Source organism: Ensifer sp. LC384, from assembly GCF_001695865.1.
GTDB lineage: Bacteria > Pseudomonadota > Alphaproteobacteria > Rhizobiales > Rhizobiaceae > Ensifer.
The window spans coordinates 71,184-85,185 of record NZ_MBST01000078.1 but is presented as its reverse complement, the minus strand read 5'-3'; the positions used below and the strand labels follow the sequence as shown (position 1 = coordinate 85,185).

Below are 14,002 nucleotides of genomic sequence, written 5' to 3'. Positions count from 1 at the left end.
TTGGTGGGTGGGCGGCTCGCCCACCCGAGGACGGGGGGACGTTATGGCAGGTGTTACGATCGTCGCCGCGGGCGAGGACGACAGGTCCGCATGGAACGAACTTCATGCGGGATTTGCCGCCTTCTACGGGGTTCAGCAGACCGACGCGATGCGGGATCGGGTGTGGGGCTGGATCCGCGACGGTGAGCTCGAATGCCGGCTGGCGCTCGATCGCTCGGGCCGCCCGATCGCGTTGACCCATTTTCGCGAGTACATAAGGCCACTGATGGCGGCGCGCGGCGGCTTTCTCGACGATCTCTTCGTTGCGCCCGAGGCTCGCGGCAGCGGCGCGGCACCCGCCCTGATCCGCGCCGTCGCTGACATTGGGCGTGAACGCGGCTGGTCCGTCATCCGCTGGATCACGCGCGACAACAACTACAGGGCCCGCGGCCTTTACGATCAACTGGCCACCAGAACGGATTGGCTGACTTATGATATTGCCCTGTGAGCACGCATCAGAGTGATCACGCATCAGACCGGGAGACGCCGATGACCGCACAGCCCAATTCCACCGAAGCGCGGGACATGGCCTACCATCTCCATTCCTATACCAACCCTCGGAAGCTGGAGCGGGAGGGGCCGCTGATCATCGACCGGGCCGAGGGCATTCACGTCTTCGACAGCAGCGGCAAGCGCTATATCGAGGGCATGGCCGGGCTTTGGAGCGTGGGGGTCGGCTTCGGTGAAAAGCGGCTGGTCGAGGCGGCGCGCCGCCAGATGGAGAGGCTGCCCTACTACCACACCTTCTCGCAGAAATCGCACGGGCCGGTCGCCGATCTGGCTGAGAAGCTGATCACCATGGCGCCGGTGCCGATGTCCAAGGTCTATTTCGCCAACTCCGGATCCGAAGCGAACGACACCGCGATCAAGCTGGTGTGGTATCGTTCCAACGCGCTTGGCAAGCCGGAGAAGAAAAAGATCATTTCGCGCATCAAGGGCTATCATGGTGTCACAGCGTTGAGCGCCAGCCTGACGGGCTTGCCCAACAACCATCGCTCCTTCGATCTGCCGTTTTCCAACATCCTGCACACGACCTGCCCGCACTACCGCACCGGTGCAGAACCCGGGCAGGACGAGCTTGCCTTTTCGCGCTGCTGCGCTGAAGAGCTGGAGGCCCTCATCCTCGAGGAGGGACCGGAGACGATCGCTGCCTTCATCGGCGAGCCGGTCATGGGGGCCGGCGGCGTCATCGTTCCGCCGGAGGGCTATTGGGCGGCCATCCAGGACGTGCTGCGGAAATACGACATCCTGCTGATTGCCGACGAAGTGATCTGCGGTTTCGGGCGCACCGGCACCATGTTCGGATCTGAGACCTTCGGCATGCGGCCGGATATCATGACGCTTTCCAAGCAGCTGTCCTCGTCCTATCAGCCGATCGCTGCCCTTGTCATCAACGACACCGTCTATGAGCCGCTCGCCAATGAGGCGAACCGGATCGGAGCGCTCGGGCATGGATTTACGGCCAGCGGACATCCGGTCGCCGCTGCCGTGTCGCTCGAAAACCTTGAAATCATCGAGGAGAAGGACCTGGTCGGCAACGTCCGCCGTCTTGCGCCCCAATTCCTTGGCCGGCTCAACGCGCTCGAACGGCATCCGCTTGCGGTCGAAGCGCGGGGCGTCGGCCTCATCGGCGCGCTCGAACTCGAGCCGGCGGATGGTGCTGCCGCCGGGGCGACGGGCGCGCGGGCTGCTGCGATCCTGCAGAAGAATGGCCTGATCTGCCGCAATATCGGCGACTCGATCGCCTTTTGCCCACCGATGATCATCACGGCGGCGGAGATCGACGAGATGTTTGATATCGTCGAGGCGAGCCTTGGCGAGCTCGGCCGGCAGGCGGCGGCATAAGTATCCCGGTGCCGGGCTCGCATCATAGTGCGGGCTTCCGGTACACCGGGCCGTCGGCGCCTTCACGGCGGCGATAAACGGCGACCTCCGCGACAATCCAGTTGGGAACGGAGCAAAGAAAGGAGATGGCGCCGTATCCGTCTTCAATGGGGACAGGCAGGAAATCGGGCAGGATGAGGTCGAGGCGCACCGTGACCGCGACGAAGGTCAACGCGAAGGAGCGGATCATCCACGCCCTGTGCGCGACAAATCGGCGTTGAAAGACGGAGATTGACACGCCTTCGATCCTTGACATTAATAAGTCAAGTTGCTTGACTTATTAATGTCATTGAAACCTGGAGGGGAGGTCGTGATGTCGGCAGTTGAGCAGCGTTTCGGTTAGGTTGTCGGCGGGATCATGGCCACCTAGTTCCAACGTCACAGGTTTCCCAATGGATTATCTCGTCAATCTATCGCTGCTTCGACCAAAGCCCGACCTCGACCAGCGGATGGATGCCGCCGGGGTGACGATCAGGCGCGCTCTGGCGCCTGAGTTCGAACGGGTGACCGGCTGGGTGCGGCAGAAATTCGGGTCCGGTTCGGCCGGTGAGACCGCCGTCGCATTCGCCCGCCAGCCGCCAACCTGCTTTCTCGCCACGCGCGACGGAAACCTCATCGGCTTTGCCTGCCACGAGTCGATCGCGCGCGGCTTCTTCGGTCCGACCGGCGTCGATGAAGCGGCGCGCGGCGAAGGTATCGGGCATGCTTTGCTGCTTGCTTCTTTGTTCGACTTGAAGACGATGGGCTACGCCTATGCCATCATCGGCGACGTCGGACCGTCGGAGTTCTACGAGCGGACCGTCGGCGCCATGCCAATCCCCAATTCCGCGCCCGGCATCTATGCCGGCATGCTCAAGATCGACGACTAAACCTCCTGGAGATGATGATGACGATCGCCACCAAACCGGAATTTCGGCTGGAAACGCTCTGGACGCCGGCAAAGACGGATACCCAAGCGGTTTATTCGCTGACACTGACGAACGCCTCCGATCGCCCGCTGAAGGGTTTTCGCCTTTGCGTCTCCGGGCCAGCACGCATCGACCCCGCAGCGGTCGTCGAAGGCGGGACATTATTGAGCCGGCTTTCCAACCATTCCGAGTTTGCGCCGCCGGCTGAGCTGGTGCTTCAGCCGGGCAGCGCGTGGACAGTGAAAGCGCATGGAATGAGTTTCGCGCCGCAGCACTGGACCGATGGCGCCAACTCCGCCTATCTCGTTCTTGCCGACGGCAGCACCGCGCCAATCTCGGTCTTGCCGTCGCGCGCCCACGGCGACAATGCCGAACTGAAACGCGGTGCTGTCATCTATCCCGTACCGAAGGTCGCACCCGTCGCCGTTTCGGTCGTGCCCTGGCCGCAGGACGTGTCCGTCTCCGGCCGTATGACACCGCCGCTCGGGCTCGATCTTGCGCCGGAAGGGGCGGAAGCCGGGGCCGCAGCACTTGCCTTTGCCGAGCTGACGGGCAGCCTGTTTCCGGTCGAAGGCATTGTCCGGCCGGTGGCGGAAGGTGGCCTTCCGGCAACCCTCTCACTCTCCGGCGATCTTGCGGAGGAAGCCTATGTCATCCGCTTCTCGCCAGCGGGAGTGGCGGTGACCGGCGGCACGCGCACCGGCCTCCTCTACGGCCTGATCACGCTCGGGCAGATCCTGCGCGGCGCGAGGCTTCACCCCGGCACATTCCTGTTTCCGGCCGGCGGCGAGATCCGGGACGAGCCCGCGCTCGGCTGGCGCGGCACCCATCTCGACGTTGCCCGGCAGTTCTACAGCACTGCCGAGGTCTCCCGGTTCCTGCGGCTGATGGCCTGGAACAAACTCAACCGCTTCCACTGGCATCTGTCGGATGACGAAGCCTGGCGGATCGAGATCGACGCCTATCCGGCGCTGACCGATATCGGCGCCTGGCGCGGTCATGGCCGCAAGATCCCGCCGCTGCTCGGCTCCGGCCCGCAGGTCACTGGCGGCTACTACACCAAGGCTGCCGTTCGCGAGATCGTCGCCTTGGCGCAGACCCTCGGCATCGAGGTGATGCCGGAGATCGATGTCCCCGGACATTCCTTTGCCATGCTGCAGGCCATTCCCGAGCTGCGCGATCCCAACGAAACCGGCAGCTATTATTCCGTGCAGGGTTTCCCGGACAATTGCCTCAACCCGGCGCGCGAAGAAACCTATCGGGTGCTCGAGGTCGTCTTCGACGAACTGATCGAACTCTTCCCGTCGAAGATCATCCATGTCGGTGCCGACGAGGTGCCGCTCGGCGCCTGGTCGGGTTCGCCGCAGGCGCTCGAGCGGTTGCGCGCCATGGCCGGCGATGAGATGGCGGCGACCCACGCTCGACGGCTGAATGTCGTCACCAACACCCATGGGGCCGACGAGATCGACGGATCGGGGGCGGCGGTGCTGCAGGCGGAGTTCCTCGCCCGCGTCCAGGGGTTCCTCGCAAGCCGCGGCTGCGTCACCGGCGGCTGGCAGGAGGCCGCCCATGGCAACGTCATCGACAAGGAAAAATCGCTGCTCTTCGGTTGGCGAACGGTCGAGGCCAACGCCGAGCTTGCCGGCGAAGGCTACGATATCGTCGTTTGCCCGGGGCAGGTCTACTATCTCGACATGGCCAACAGCCCGGCCTGGTCCGAGCCCGGCGCCAGCTGGGCGGGGTGGTCGGATCCGGAAAAACTGTACCTGTTCGATCCGATCGAAGGTTGGACCGACAGCCAGAAGAAGCATCTGCGCGGCTTGCAGTGCTGCATCTGGTCCGAGCCGATGACCGATCGAGGGGTGTTCGATCGCCTGGTGTTCCCACGGCTATCGGCCCTGGCCGAAACCGGCTGGACCCGCCCGGAGCGCAAGAATTTCAAACGCTTCGAGGCGCTGGTCGGGCTGATGCCGGTGCTCTACGGCTTCTACTCCGAGCAGTAATCCTGTGGCTGAACGGGGCGTCAAAGCGATTTGATGCCTCGTTCCCCGTGCATTTTTGGGTGGGCAGACGCCGCGAATCAGCGTTTGCGGCGCGGCCGCAACCCGTGACATAAGGGCGCCGCAACGTTTCGGGCCCCTAAAATATGATTCGTATCGAGAATATCAGCAAACAGCTCAGCCACCGGATTCTTTTCATCGAGGCATCCGCAGCCCTCAACAAGGGCGAGAAGGTCGGCCTCGTCGGCCCCAATGGGGCGGGCAAGACGTCGCTCTTCCGGATGATCACCGGAGAAGAGATGCCGGACGAAGGCCAGGTCGCCGTCGATAAGGGCGTGACGATCGGTTACTTCAACCAGGATGTCGGCGAGATGTCGGGCGGCAGCGCTGTGGCCGAGGTGATGAACGGTGCCGGTCCGGTGAGCACCGTTGCCGCCGAACTGCACGAGCTTGAAGCCGCCATGGTCGATCCCGATCGTCTCGATGAGATGGACGCGATCATCGAGCGCTACGGCGAGGTGCAGGCACGCTACGAGGAACTCGACGGCTACGCGCTGGAGGGTCGCGCGCGGGAAGTGCTGGCGGGCTTGAGCTTCTCCCAGGAGATGATGGACGGCGACGTCGGCGCGCTTTCGGGCGGCTGGAAGATGCGCGTCGCGCTCGCCCGCATCCTGCTGATGCGCCCCGATGTGATGCTGCTCGACGAACCGAGCAACCACCTGGATCTCGAAAGCCTGATCTGGCTTGAAGCCTTCCTCAAGGGTTATGAAGGCGCGCTGCTGATGACCTCGCACGATCGCGAGTTCATGAACCGGATCATCACCAAGGTGGTCGAGATCGACGGCGGCTCGCTCAACAGCTATTCCGGCGACTACGGGTTCTATGAGCAGCAGCGGGCGCAGAACGAAAAGCACCAGCTGGCCCAGTTCGAACGCCAGCAGGCGATGCTCGCCAAGGAGATCAAGTTCATCGAGCGCTTCAAGGCGCGTGCCTCGCACGCAGCCCAGGTGCAGAGCCGGGTCAAGAAACTCGAAAAGATCGATCGGGTCGAGCCGCCGAAGCGCCGGCAGACCGTGTCGTTCGAGTTCCGGCCGGCGCCGCGGTCGGGCGAAGACGTGGTCAACCTCAAGAACGTGCACAAGAAATACGGCGAGCGCAGCATCTATGAGGGCCTGGACTTTATGGTACGCCGCCGCGAGCGCTGGTGCATCATGGGCATCAACGGCGCCGGCAAGTCCACGCTTTTGAAGCTGGTGACGGGCTCGACCGATCCGGACGAGGGCAGCGTTGCGCTCGGAGCCAGCGTGAAGATGGGCTACTTCGCCCAGCACGCCATGGATCTGCTCGATGGCGAGCGCACGGTGTTCCAGTCGCTGGAAGATGCGTTCCCGCAGGCCGGTCAAGGCCCGCTCAGGGCGCTCGCCGGCTGCTTCGGCTTTTCGGGCGACGACGTCGAGAAGCGGTGCCGCGTGCTTTCCGGCGGCGAGAAGGCGCGGCTGGTGATGGCGATGATGCTGTTCGATCCGCCGAACCTGCTGGTGCTCGACGAGCCCACCAACCACCTCGATCTCGACACCAAGGAAATGCTGATCAAGGCGTTGGCGCAGTACGAAGGCACGATGCTGTTCGTCTCGCACGACCGCCATTTCCTGGCGGCGCTGTCCAATCGGGTTCTGGAGCTGACGCCCGACGGCGTGCATCAATATGGCGGTGGCTATACCGAATATGTCGCGCGCACCGGCCAGGAGGCGCCGGGCCTGCGCAGCTAATTTCGATCGGTCGCGGTTCTGCAGCGACCGATGCCTGTAACGACAAGAGCCGAAGCACGTCACGTGCTTCGGCTCTTGTCGTTTTTCGATGCTCTATCCCGAAATGGCAGCACCGGTTCGGGCGACCGCTATCAGGCGCGCTCTTCCCAGACCTTCGCCAGCTCGACCAATGTCTTGACCGCCCGCTCCATGTCCTGGCGGCTGACCCATTCCAGCGGCGAGTGAAAGGCATGGCCGCCGGCGAAGATGTTGGGGCAGGGCAGCCCCATGAACGACAAGCGCGAGCCGTCGGTGCCGCCGCGGATGCTGCCGCGCACCGGCGTCATGCCGGCGCGGCGCACCGCCTCGAGCGCATTGTCGGCGATCTCGGGATTGCGGGCGAGGATCGCCTTCATGTTGCGATACTGCTGCTTGACCTCGAAGGTGTAGGAAGAGCCGGGATAGGCGGCGATCACTTGCCTGACGATGCCCTCGATCATGGCTTCCTTGGTCGCCAGGCCCTCGTCCTCGAAATCGCGGACGATCAGGCTGAAGCTGGCTTTTTCCATCGTGCCGGTCACGCCGGTCGGGTGAATGAATCCTTCGCGGCCTTCAGTGCTTTCAGGGGCGATGTCCCTCGGCAGGCGGTCGATGATGGCGCCGGCGATCTTGATGGCGTTCTCCATCTTGCCCTTGGCAAAGCCCGGATGGATGGCGACGCCTGATATGGTGATCTCGACACCGTCGGCGGAGAAGGTCTCGTCTTCGATGTGGCCGGCAGTTTCGCCGTCGATGGTGTAGCCGAACTGGGCGCCGAGCTTTTTCAGGTCGACCTTGTCGGCGCCGCGACCGACTTCTTCGTCGGGGGTGAACAGGATACGGATGGTGCCGTGCCTGACATCAGGATTGTCCATCAGGAACTGTGCCGCCGACATGATCTCGGCAACGCCGGCCTTATCGTCCGCACCCAAAAGCGTGGTGCCGTCGGTTGTGATGATGTCATTGCCGATCTGGTCGAGCAGAACCGGGTGCTCGCTGACGCGAATGACCTGCTGCGGATCGCCGGGCAGACGGATATCGCCGCCCTGGTAGTTCCTGACGATCTGCGGCTTGACATTGGTGCCGGTAAAATCGGGTGCCGTGTCCATGTGCGAGCAGAAGCAGATGACCGGGACCGGCTTGTCGACGTTTGACGGAATGGTTGCATAGACATAGCCGTATTCGTCGAGATGCGCGTCCGATACGCCCATCGCCAGCAGCTCTTCGACCAGAAGCCGGCCGAGGGTCTTCTGTTTCTCGGTTGTGGGCTGGGTCTTCGATTTGGCATCCGATTGGGTGTCGATAACGACGTAGCGAAGAAAGCGGTCGATAACAGTGTCGGTCATGGGCAAAGCGTCCAATATATCTGCGTCAACGATAGTCCCGCTATAGCCTTCGCCGGTGCCGCCGTGAATGGACTTTTCGCCGCGCCGACGGGTTTTGTCGACGCGGCGGAGGTCGATCGGGTCGCTGGAACCGCTATTCGGGCCTATCGACCTGACTTGTTCGGCGCGATGCGCCTATCAGCCGCCGGTCGCTGGTTGGCGGCGTCGGTCACAACGATTTTGCGGTCGAACACTCGAGTGCGGTTTCCGCCTTGGCGCGCAGGCCGAAGACGAGCAGGCTTGCTGCGGCCGAGAGCCAGACGCCGATCGCGCCGTAGAGCATGACCCAGCCAAAACCGTCCCGCAGCGCCGTCTGGATGACGGTTTCCGACAGGCCGTCGTCGGACGACAGCATGCCGCCGGCCGAGATTTTCTCGGCGAGCGTGCGCAGCCCGGTGTCGGCTGTCTGCCCGAAAAGCGAGCTTTGCAGCGAAGACAGGACGCCTTCGACCAGGATCAGGCCCATGAGCGCAATGTTGATCGCCAGCGAAATCATCCGTGCGCTGGTGTCGATGCCCGAGGCCATGCCGGCGCGCTCAGCGGCGACCGCGCCGGTCGCGGCGTTGGTGACTGTCGTGTTGGTGAAGCCGAGGCCGATGCCCGCCACCACGCATCCCGGCAGCATCGTCAGCCAGCTGGCGTTGGCGACGCTGCTGCCGATCTTCATCATGAGGAAGCCGAGACCGATGGTGAACAGCCCGGCCGGGATGACGATCCCCGGACGAAGGCGAAGCATCAGGCGCTCGGCAAAGGGCGGGACCACGAGCGGGGGAAGCGTGTAGGCCAGCAGTGCGATGCTCGCGGTCACGCCGTCATAGCCGAGTCCTGCCTGAAACCAGATCGGCAGATAGATCATGAACGGCCAGAAGCTGATGTTCATGCCCATCGAACCGAACAGCGCGCCGGAGAAGCTGCGGATGCGGAACGCCGAAAAATCGAACATCGGCCGGGCGCTGACTTTTTCGGCAATGACGAAGCCGATCAGGCTGACGATGGCAATGCCGAGGATCGACAGTGCGGTCGGGCTGGTAAAGCCGAGTTCAGGGCCTTGTGTGATAAAATAAGCGAGGCAGAAGACCGCGGCCGACAACGTCACGATGCCGGCGATGTCGAGGCTCTCGGCTTCAGGGTCACGCGACTCCTGTACGCCCGCGAGCGCAAGCGCCATCGTGATGCCTGAAAGCACGACGTGGACCAGAAACACCCATTCCCAGCTTAACAGCGCGACGGTCGCGCCACCGACGATCGGACCAAAGCCGAGCCCGATGCCGAAGATGATGCCCCACCAGCTGAACGCGATCCCGCGCTGGCGGCCGGATTGGAACTGGTGCGACAGGACGGCGATCTGGCAGATGAGCATCACGCCGCCGGCCATGCCCTGGATGAAGCGAGCGACGATCAATACCGAGGTGTTGTCGGTCAATCCGCAGATCAGCGAGGCGATGCCGAAGGCGATGATACCAACGACGAAGACGCGCTTGCGGCCGTAGCGATCGGCCAGTGTTCCGGCCGCCATCAGAACCGCCGTGACGGCGATGGTATAGGCGTTCATGATCCATTGCAGCTGCTTGAAATCTGCGCCCAGCACCTGCTCCAGCGTCGGCAGGATTGCCGGAATGCTCGAAATCTCCAGGCCGAACATCAGCGAGGACAGGCAGACGGCTGCTAGTGCCAGCGCACTGCGGCGGGTTATGGGTTCGTTCATGCTCATGGTCTTTCGATGCTGCGGCGGGTCGCGTGGAAATCCGGGTAAGGCCTTTCGACACGCTCCGCCCGAATTGATATCGCTTGGGGACCGGGGCACCATAGTCGGGCCTTGATCACAACTGAATTGTATGCGTAGCTATTTCAGAGATAACAAAATCGGATGATTGGAATGACGACGCTGGATGTGGACGCGGTTCAGGCATTTGTCGCGATTGCCGATTTCCAGAGTTTTACCCGCGCGGCGGAGTTCCTCGGCAGCACGCAAGGGGCGATCAGCGTCAAGTTGAAACGGCTCGAAGATCGGCTCGGGGTCAGGCTGCTCGAGCGGACGCCGAGACAGGTCCGGCTTTCGGCACAGGGCGCCGTCTTCATCGAGGGCGCGCGCGAATTCCTTGCCGCCCATGAGCGAGCCCTGGCCGGGCTGTCGTCCACGCGTCGCCGCTTCGGCCTTGGCATCGCCGCCCATGTCGCCGGGCCCGAAGTGCCGACCTTGCTGGCGCGTCTTTATGCCCATGACCCGGGATTGTGCATCGAGGTCAGGCTCGAGACATCGCGAAACCTGCTTGGCGCCTTTGATCGTGGCGAGCTCGATGCCGTCATCATCCGCCGCGACGAGGACCGGCGCGACGGCGAGACGCTTGGACCGGAACACTTCGGCTGGTTCGCTTCACCGGGCTTCGCACGCGCGCCGGGTGAACCGCTTCGCTTGGCGGCGCTTGCGCCGCTCTGCGGCGTGCGCGATATCGCCACCCGCGCGCTCGATGCGGCTGGCGTTCCCTGGGTCGAGGTGTTCGTCGGCGTGTCGACTGCCGTCAACGCGGCAGTTTCGGCGGGGCTCGCCGTTGCCCCCTTCTCATGCCGCCTTGCACCCTCCGATACGGTCGAAGTCAGCAAGCGGTTCGGCCTGCCGCCGCTTCCGTCCTCGGAGATCGTTCTGCATTCGACCTTGACCGATGCGCGATCCCGCAAGGCCCTGCAAACCCTTGCCGCCGCCTTTAGGGAGCGGCATTCGGCTTCGAGCGAAACCGAGACGTCGGCGCAAAAGACGTGGCCGAAGATCGAGCTGTCAGCGTCCTGAATGCCGCGGGCGCGGCACATGGATGTCCTGCCCGCTGCCGTTGCTTAGTCTGAGGCGCAGTTCCCTAAAACAAAAGCGATTCCGGGGACGCCGTGCGGGGATGTTTAGCGCGCGGCGCCTACGCGCCGTTGTTCCAAACCGATCCTGCGCGCCGGCGCCGCGGGCGCCTTGACCCAGCCTTGGCCGGTCGGCGGCTTTCTATCGGGTCTGCTGGCGCTCGGTCCCTTCAGCCAGCGAATGATGGCCTCGAAGCCGTGCTTGGCGAGGCGTTTCGTGATCCGCAGACTGTCGTCGTCGAGATCGCAGGCGACGCCGATTTCCTTCCAGTCGAGCTTGTTGCCGGTCTGGGGTGGCATCGTACGCCGGGTCACGAAGTCCAGCATGTAGTGACGGAGGTTTTCGTAGTCGTGCTTGGGAAGGGCGCGGGCGAGCCGGAGCTCGCAAAACGATTCAATCTTTTGATGAAAACTGTGAACCGGGGCAGTCAATGGGGGCATGTCACTTGCAACTCATACGTGGTTAACCGGCGAGACGCCGGGGTACGGGCAGCTAAGTGAATCGCGTTAATGAAGCGTTTCGCTAGCTGGGTGCTCATCGACGGCCGCGCCGAGGAGCCTGTAAAAAAATGGCGGAAGCCCAATCACTTCGTGATGATTGGGCCTCGCTTCTGCCTCTGTAGACCGTCCGATATGACGGCTTACTGAGATAGTCGGCTCTGTTCGCTTAGGAGAAGGTCAACGCGCGGTCGCCGTCCGCATCCCTGATGCGGGTGGGAAGCCCGATCCGGTTGAGGATGTCGAGGAACGGGCGCGGCGGCAGCTCCTCGACGTTGACCATCCGCTTCACATCCCATTCGCCCGAAGCGATCAGCATGGCGGCGGCGACCGGCGGCACGCCGGCGGTGTAGGAAATGCCCTGCGAACCCACTTCTTCGAAGGCTTCCCGGTGGTCGGCTACGTTGTAGATGAAGACTTCGCGTTCCTCGCCGTCCTTCACGCCCTTGACGAAATCGCCGATGCAGGTCTTGCCCTGATAGTTCGGCGCAAGCGAAGACGGATCCGGCAGCACCGCCTTGACCACCTTCAATGGGACGACTTCGAGACCTTCGGCCGTTTTCACCGGCTGTTCCGACAGCAGGCCGAGGTTTTTCAAGACGGTGAAGACGTTGATGTAGTGATCGCCGAAACCCATCCAGAAGCGGACGTCGGCGCCGTCCATGTGCTTGGCCAGCGAGTGAACCTCGTCGTGGCCGGTCATATAGGCCTTGCATTTGCCGACCACCGGCAGGTCGTATTCCTTGCCGATCTCGAACATCGAATTGGTCTGCCACTGGCCGTTCTGCCAGGAATAGACGACGCCGGTAAATTCGCGGAAGTTGATCTCCGGGTTGAAGTTGGTGGCGAAATATTTGCCGTGGCTGCCGGCATTGATGTCGACGATGTCGACGGCGGTCACCCGGTTGAAATACTCATCCTTGGCGAGCCGCGCATAGGCGTTGACCACGCCCGGGTCGAAGCCGACGCCGAGAATGGCGGTGATGCCCTTTTCCTTGCATTCCTGCGCACGCTTCCATTCGTAGTTTCCGTACCACGGCGGCGTCTCGCAGATCTTCTTCGGATCCTCATGGATCGCGGTGTCCATGTAGGCAGCACCCGTATCCATGCAGGCGCGCAGCACCGACATGTTGACGAAGGCGGAGCCGACATTGATGACGATGCCGGCTTTGGTCTTTTCGATCAGCGCCTTCGTCGCCTCGACATCCATGGCGTCGAGCGCATGGGCTTCGAGCGTCACTGCCGTCTTGAGGCTCTTCTTCTCGCTGATCGAGTCGACGATCGCGCGGCACTTTTCGACCGTTCTGGATGCGATATGGATGTCTCCCAGTACATCGCAGTTCTGTGCGCACTTGTGCGCCACGACCTGAGCCACGCCACCGGCGCCGATGATGAGAACGTTCTTTTTCATTTCGGGGGATTTCTCCTTTTCCCTTGGGGATGTGACGGGCCTGGAGCGCCGTGCGTTCAGAAGAACGCACTAAGGACGCTCCAGCCCTTTGATTCCAAAGCATCTTATCCGCCTTCAGTGGCATCACTTGAAGGCGGGATGCTCTAGGAGAGGCTCTGTTCGTAGTCGGCGAAGGTGAATTCGCGGACAAGCCTGACGCTGCCGTCAAGGTCCCGGATGGCGATCGAAGGCATGCCGACGCCGTTGAACCAGTTCTTCTTGACCATGGTGTAGCCGGCCGCGTCCTGGAACGAGACGCGGTCGCCGACCTCAAGCGGCTCGGGAAAGCGGAACTCGCCGAAGATATCGCCAGCCAGGCAGGACTTGCCGCAGATCATGACGCTGTGCGGCCCTGCATTCGGCTCGACCTTTGCGCTTTCGCGGTAGATCAGCAGGTCGAGCATGTGCGCCTCGATCGAGCTGTCGACGATGGCGAGATCCTTGCCGTTGTTGAGCGTGTCGAGAACGGTGGTCTCGAGCGTCGTGCTCCTGGTGATCGCGGCTTCGCCGGGCTCGAGATAGACCTGAACGCCATGGCGGCCCGAAAAGGCTTTCAGCCGCTCGCAGAAGGCATCGACCGGATAATCGTCGCCGGTGAAGTGAATGCCGCCGCCGAGGCTGATCCAGTCGGCGCAGGCAAGCAACGCGCCGAACTTTTCCTCGATCTCCGACAGCATCCGGTCGAACAGGCCGAAATCCTTGTTCTCGCAATTGTTGTGGATCATGAAGCCGTTGATGCGGTCCATGACCGCCTCGACCTTGGCTGCATCCCATTCGCCAAGCCGGCTGAAGGGGCGGGCGGGATCGGCGAGGTCGAAACTGGACGAGCTCATGCCCGGATTGAGGCGCAGGCCGCGGGCAATGCCCGATGCCTTGTCAGTGAAACGATCGAGCTGGCCGATCGAGTTGAAGATGATCTTGTCGGCATGGCCGATCACCTCGTCGATTTCGTTGTCGTCATAGGCGACGCTGTAGGCATGGGTTTCGCCGCCGAATTTCTCGCGCCCGAGCCGCACCTCGTAGAGCGAGGAAGAGGTCGTGCCATCCATATATTCGCGCATCAGATCGAACACCGACCAGGTGGCGAAGCATTTGAGCGCGAGCAGCGCCTTGGCGCCCGATCGTTCGCGCACATAGGCAATCTTCTCCATGTTGCGAAGCAGCTTTGCCTTGTCGATCAGATAATAGGGGGTCTGGATCATGATGTGCC

The 14,002-nt window shown here is 62.7% G+C and carries 12 protein-coding genes; 6 read left to right on the top strand and 6 right to left on the bottom strand.

Annotated features, from left to right (window positions below; genetic code table 11):
• The first annotated feature begins 43 nt into the window (after positions 1–43).
• Both BC363_RS31035 and BC363_RS31030 read left to right on the top strand, forming a co-directional pair.
• Positions 44–487 (top strand): GNAT family N-acetyltransferase, encoded by a 444-nt coding sequence (locus tag BC363_RS31035; protein ID WP_065785117.1) that lies wholly within the window; start codon positions 44–46, stop codon positions 485–487.
• Positions 488–528: 41 nt separating this feature from the next.
• On the top strand, positions 529–1,884 hold the full coding sequence (locus BC363_RS31030; protein WP_065785116.1) for an aspartate aminotransferase family protein: 1,356 nt from the start codon (positions 529–531) through the stop codon (positions 1,882–1,884).
• A 22-nt stretch (positions 1,885–1,906) separates the two neighbouring features.
• Here the strand turns inward: BC363_RS31030 and BC363_RS31025 are convergent, their stop codons facing one another.
• Positions 1,907–2,161, bottom strand: coding sequence for a DUF2306 domain-containing protein (locus BC363_RS31025; protein WP_202618643.1), 255 nt, complete (start codon positions 2,159–2,161; stop codon positions 1,907–1,909).
• 154 nt (positions 2,162–2,315) lie between these two features.
• Between BC363_RS31025 and BC363_RS31020 the strand changes: the two genes are divergently transcribed.
• The 3 genes from BC363_RS31020 (at position 2,316) to abc-f (ending at position 6,600) form a co-directional block, all read left to right on the top strand.
• Positions 2,316–2,792 carry a GNAT family N-acetyltransferase gene (locus BC363_RS31020; protein WP_065785114.1) on the top strand — a complete coding sequence of 159 codons (477 nt, stop codon included), beginning with the start codon at positions 2,316–2,318 and terminating at the stop codon, positions 2,790–2,792.
• Between the two features lie 17 nt (positions 2,793–2,809).
• On the top strand, positions 2,810–4,834 hold the full coding sequence (locus BC363_RS31015) for a beta-N-acetylhexosaminidase (RefSeq protein WP_065785113.1): 2,025 nt from the start codon (positions 2,810–2,812) through the stop codon (positions 4,832–4,834).
• A gap of 143 nt (positions 4,835–4,977) precedes the next feature.
• A complete protein-coding gene (abc-f, locus tag BC363_RS31010; RefSeq protein WP_065785112.1) occupies positions 4,978–6,600 on the top strand; it encodes a ribosomal protection-like ABC-F family protein in 1,623 nt (540 codons plus the stop codon).
• 131 nt (positions 6,601–6,731) lie between these two features.
• Here the strand turns inward: abc-f and pepT are convergent, their stop codons facing one another.
• Complete coding sequence (gene pepT / locus BC363_RS31005; protein ID WP_065785111.1) at positions 6,732–7,964, bottom strand: peptidase T; 1,233 nt, start codon at positions 7,962–7,964, stop codon at positions 6,732–6,734.
• A gap of 208 nt (positions 7,965–8,172) precedes the next feature.
• Positions 8,173–9,708, bottom strand: a complete 1,536-nt coding sequence (locus BC363_RS31000; protein WP_065785283.1) for an MFS transporter — start codon at positions 9,706–9,708, stop codon at positions 8,173–8,175.
• A 171-nt stretch (positions 9,709–9,879) separates the two neighbouring features.
• On the opposite strand from BC363_RS31000, the gene BC363_RS30995 reads away from it, so the two are divergent.
• The gene (locus BC363_RS30995; protein ID WP_065785110.1) at positions 9,880–10,788 is read left to right on the top strand and encodes a LysR family transcriptional regulator; all 909 of its coding nucleotides are present in this window, start codon (positions 9,880–9,882) and stop codon (positions 10,786–10,788) included.
• Positions 10,789–10,892: 104 nt separating this feature from the next.
• Here the strand turns inward: BC363_RS30995 and BC363_RS30990 are convergent, their stop codons facing one another.
• The 3 genes from BC363_RS30990 to nspC all read right to left on the bottom strand — a co-directional run bounded on the left by BC363_RS30990 (position 10,893) and on the right by nspC (position 13,994).
• Positions 10,893–11,285, bottom strand: coding sequence for a hypothetical protein (locus BC363_RS30990; RefSeq protein ID WP_139110113.1), 393 nt, complete (start codon positions 11,283–11,285; stop codon positions 10,893–10,895).
• A 226-nt stretch (positions 11,286–11,511) separates the two neighbouring features.
• On the bottom strand, positions 11,512–12,753 hold the full coding sequence (locus tag BC363_RS30985; RefSeq protein WP_065785108.1) for a saccharopine dehydrogenase family protein: 1,242 nt from the start codon (positions 12,751–12,753) through the stop codon (positions 11,512–11,514).
• A gap of 143 nt (positions 12,754–12,896) precedes the next feature.
• On the bottom strand, positions 12,897–13,994 hold the full coding sequence (gene nspC, locus BC363_RS30980; RefSeq protein ID WP_065785107.1) for a carboxynorspermidine decarboxylase: 1,098 nt from the start codon (positions 13,992–13,994) through the stop codon (positions 12,897–12,899).
• Between the last annotated feature and the right edge of the window lie 8 nt (positions 13,995–14,002).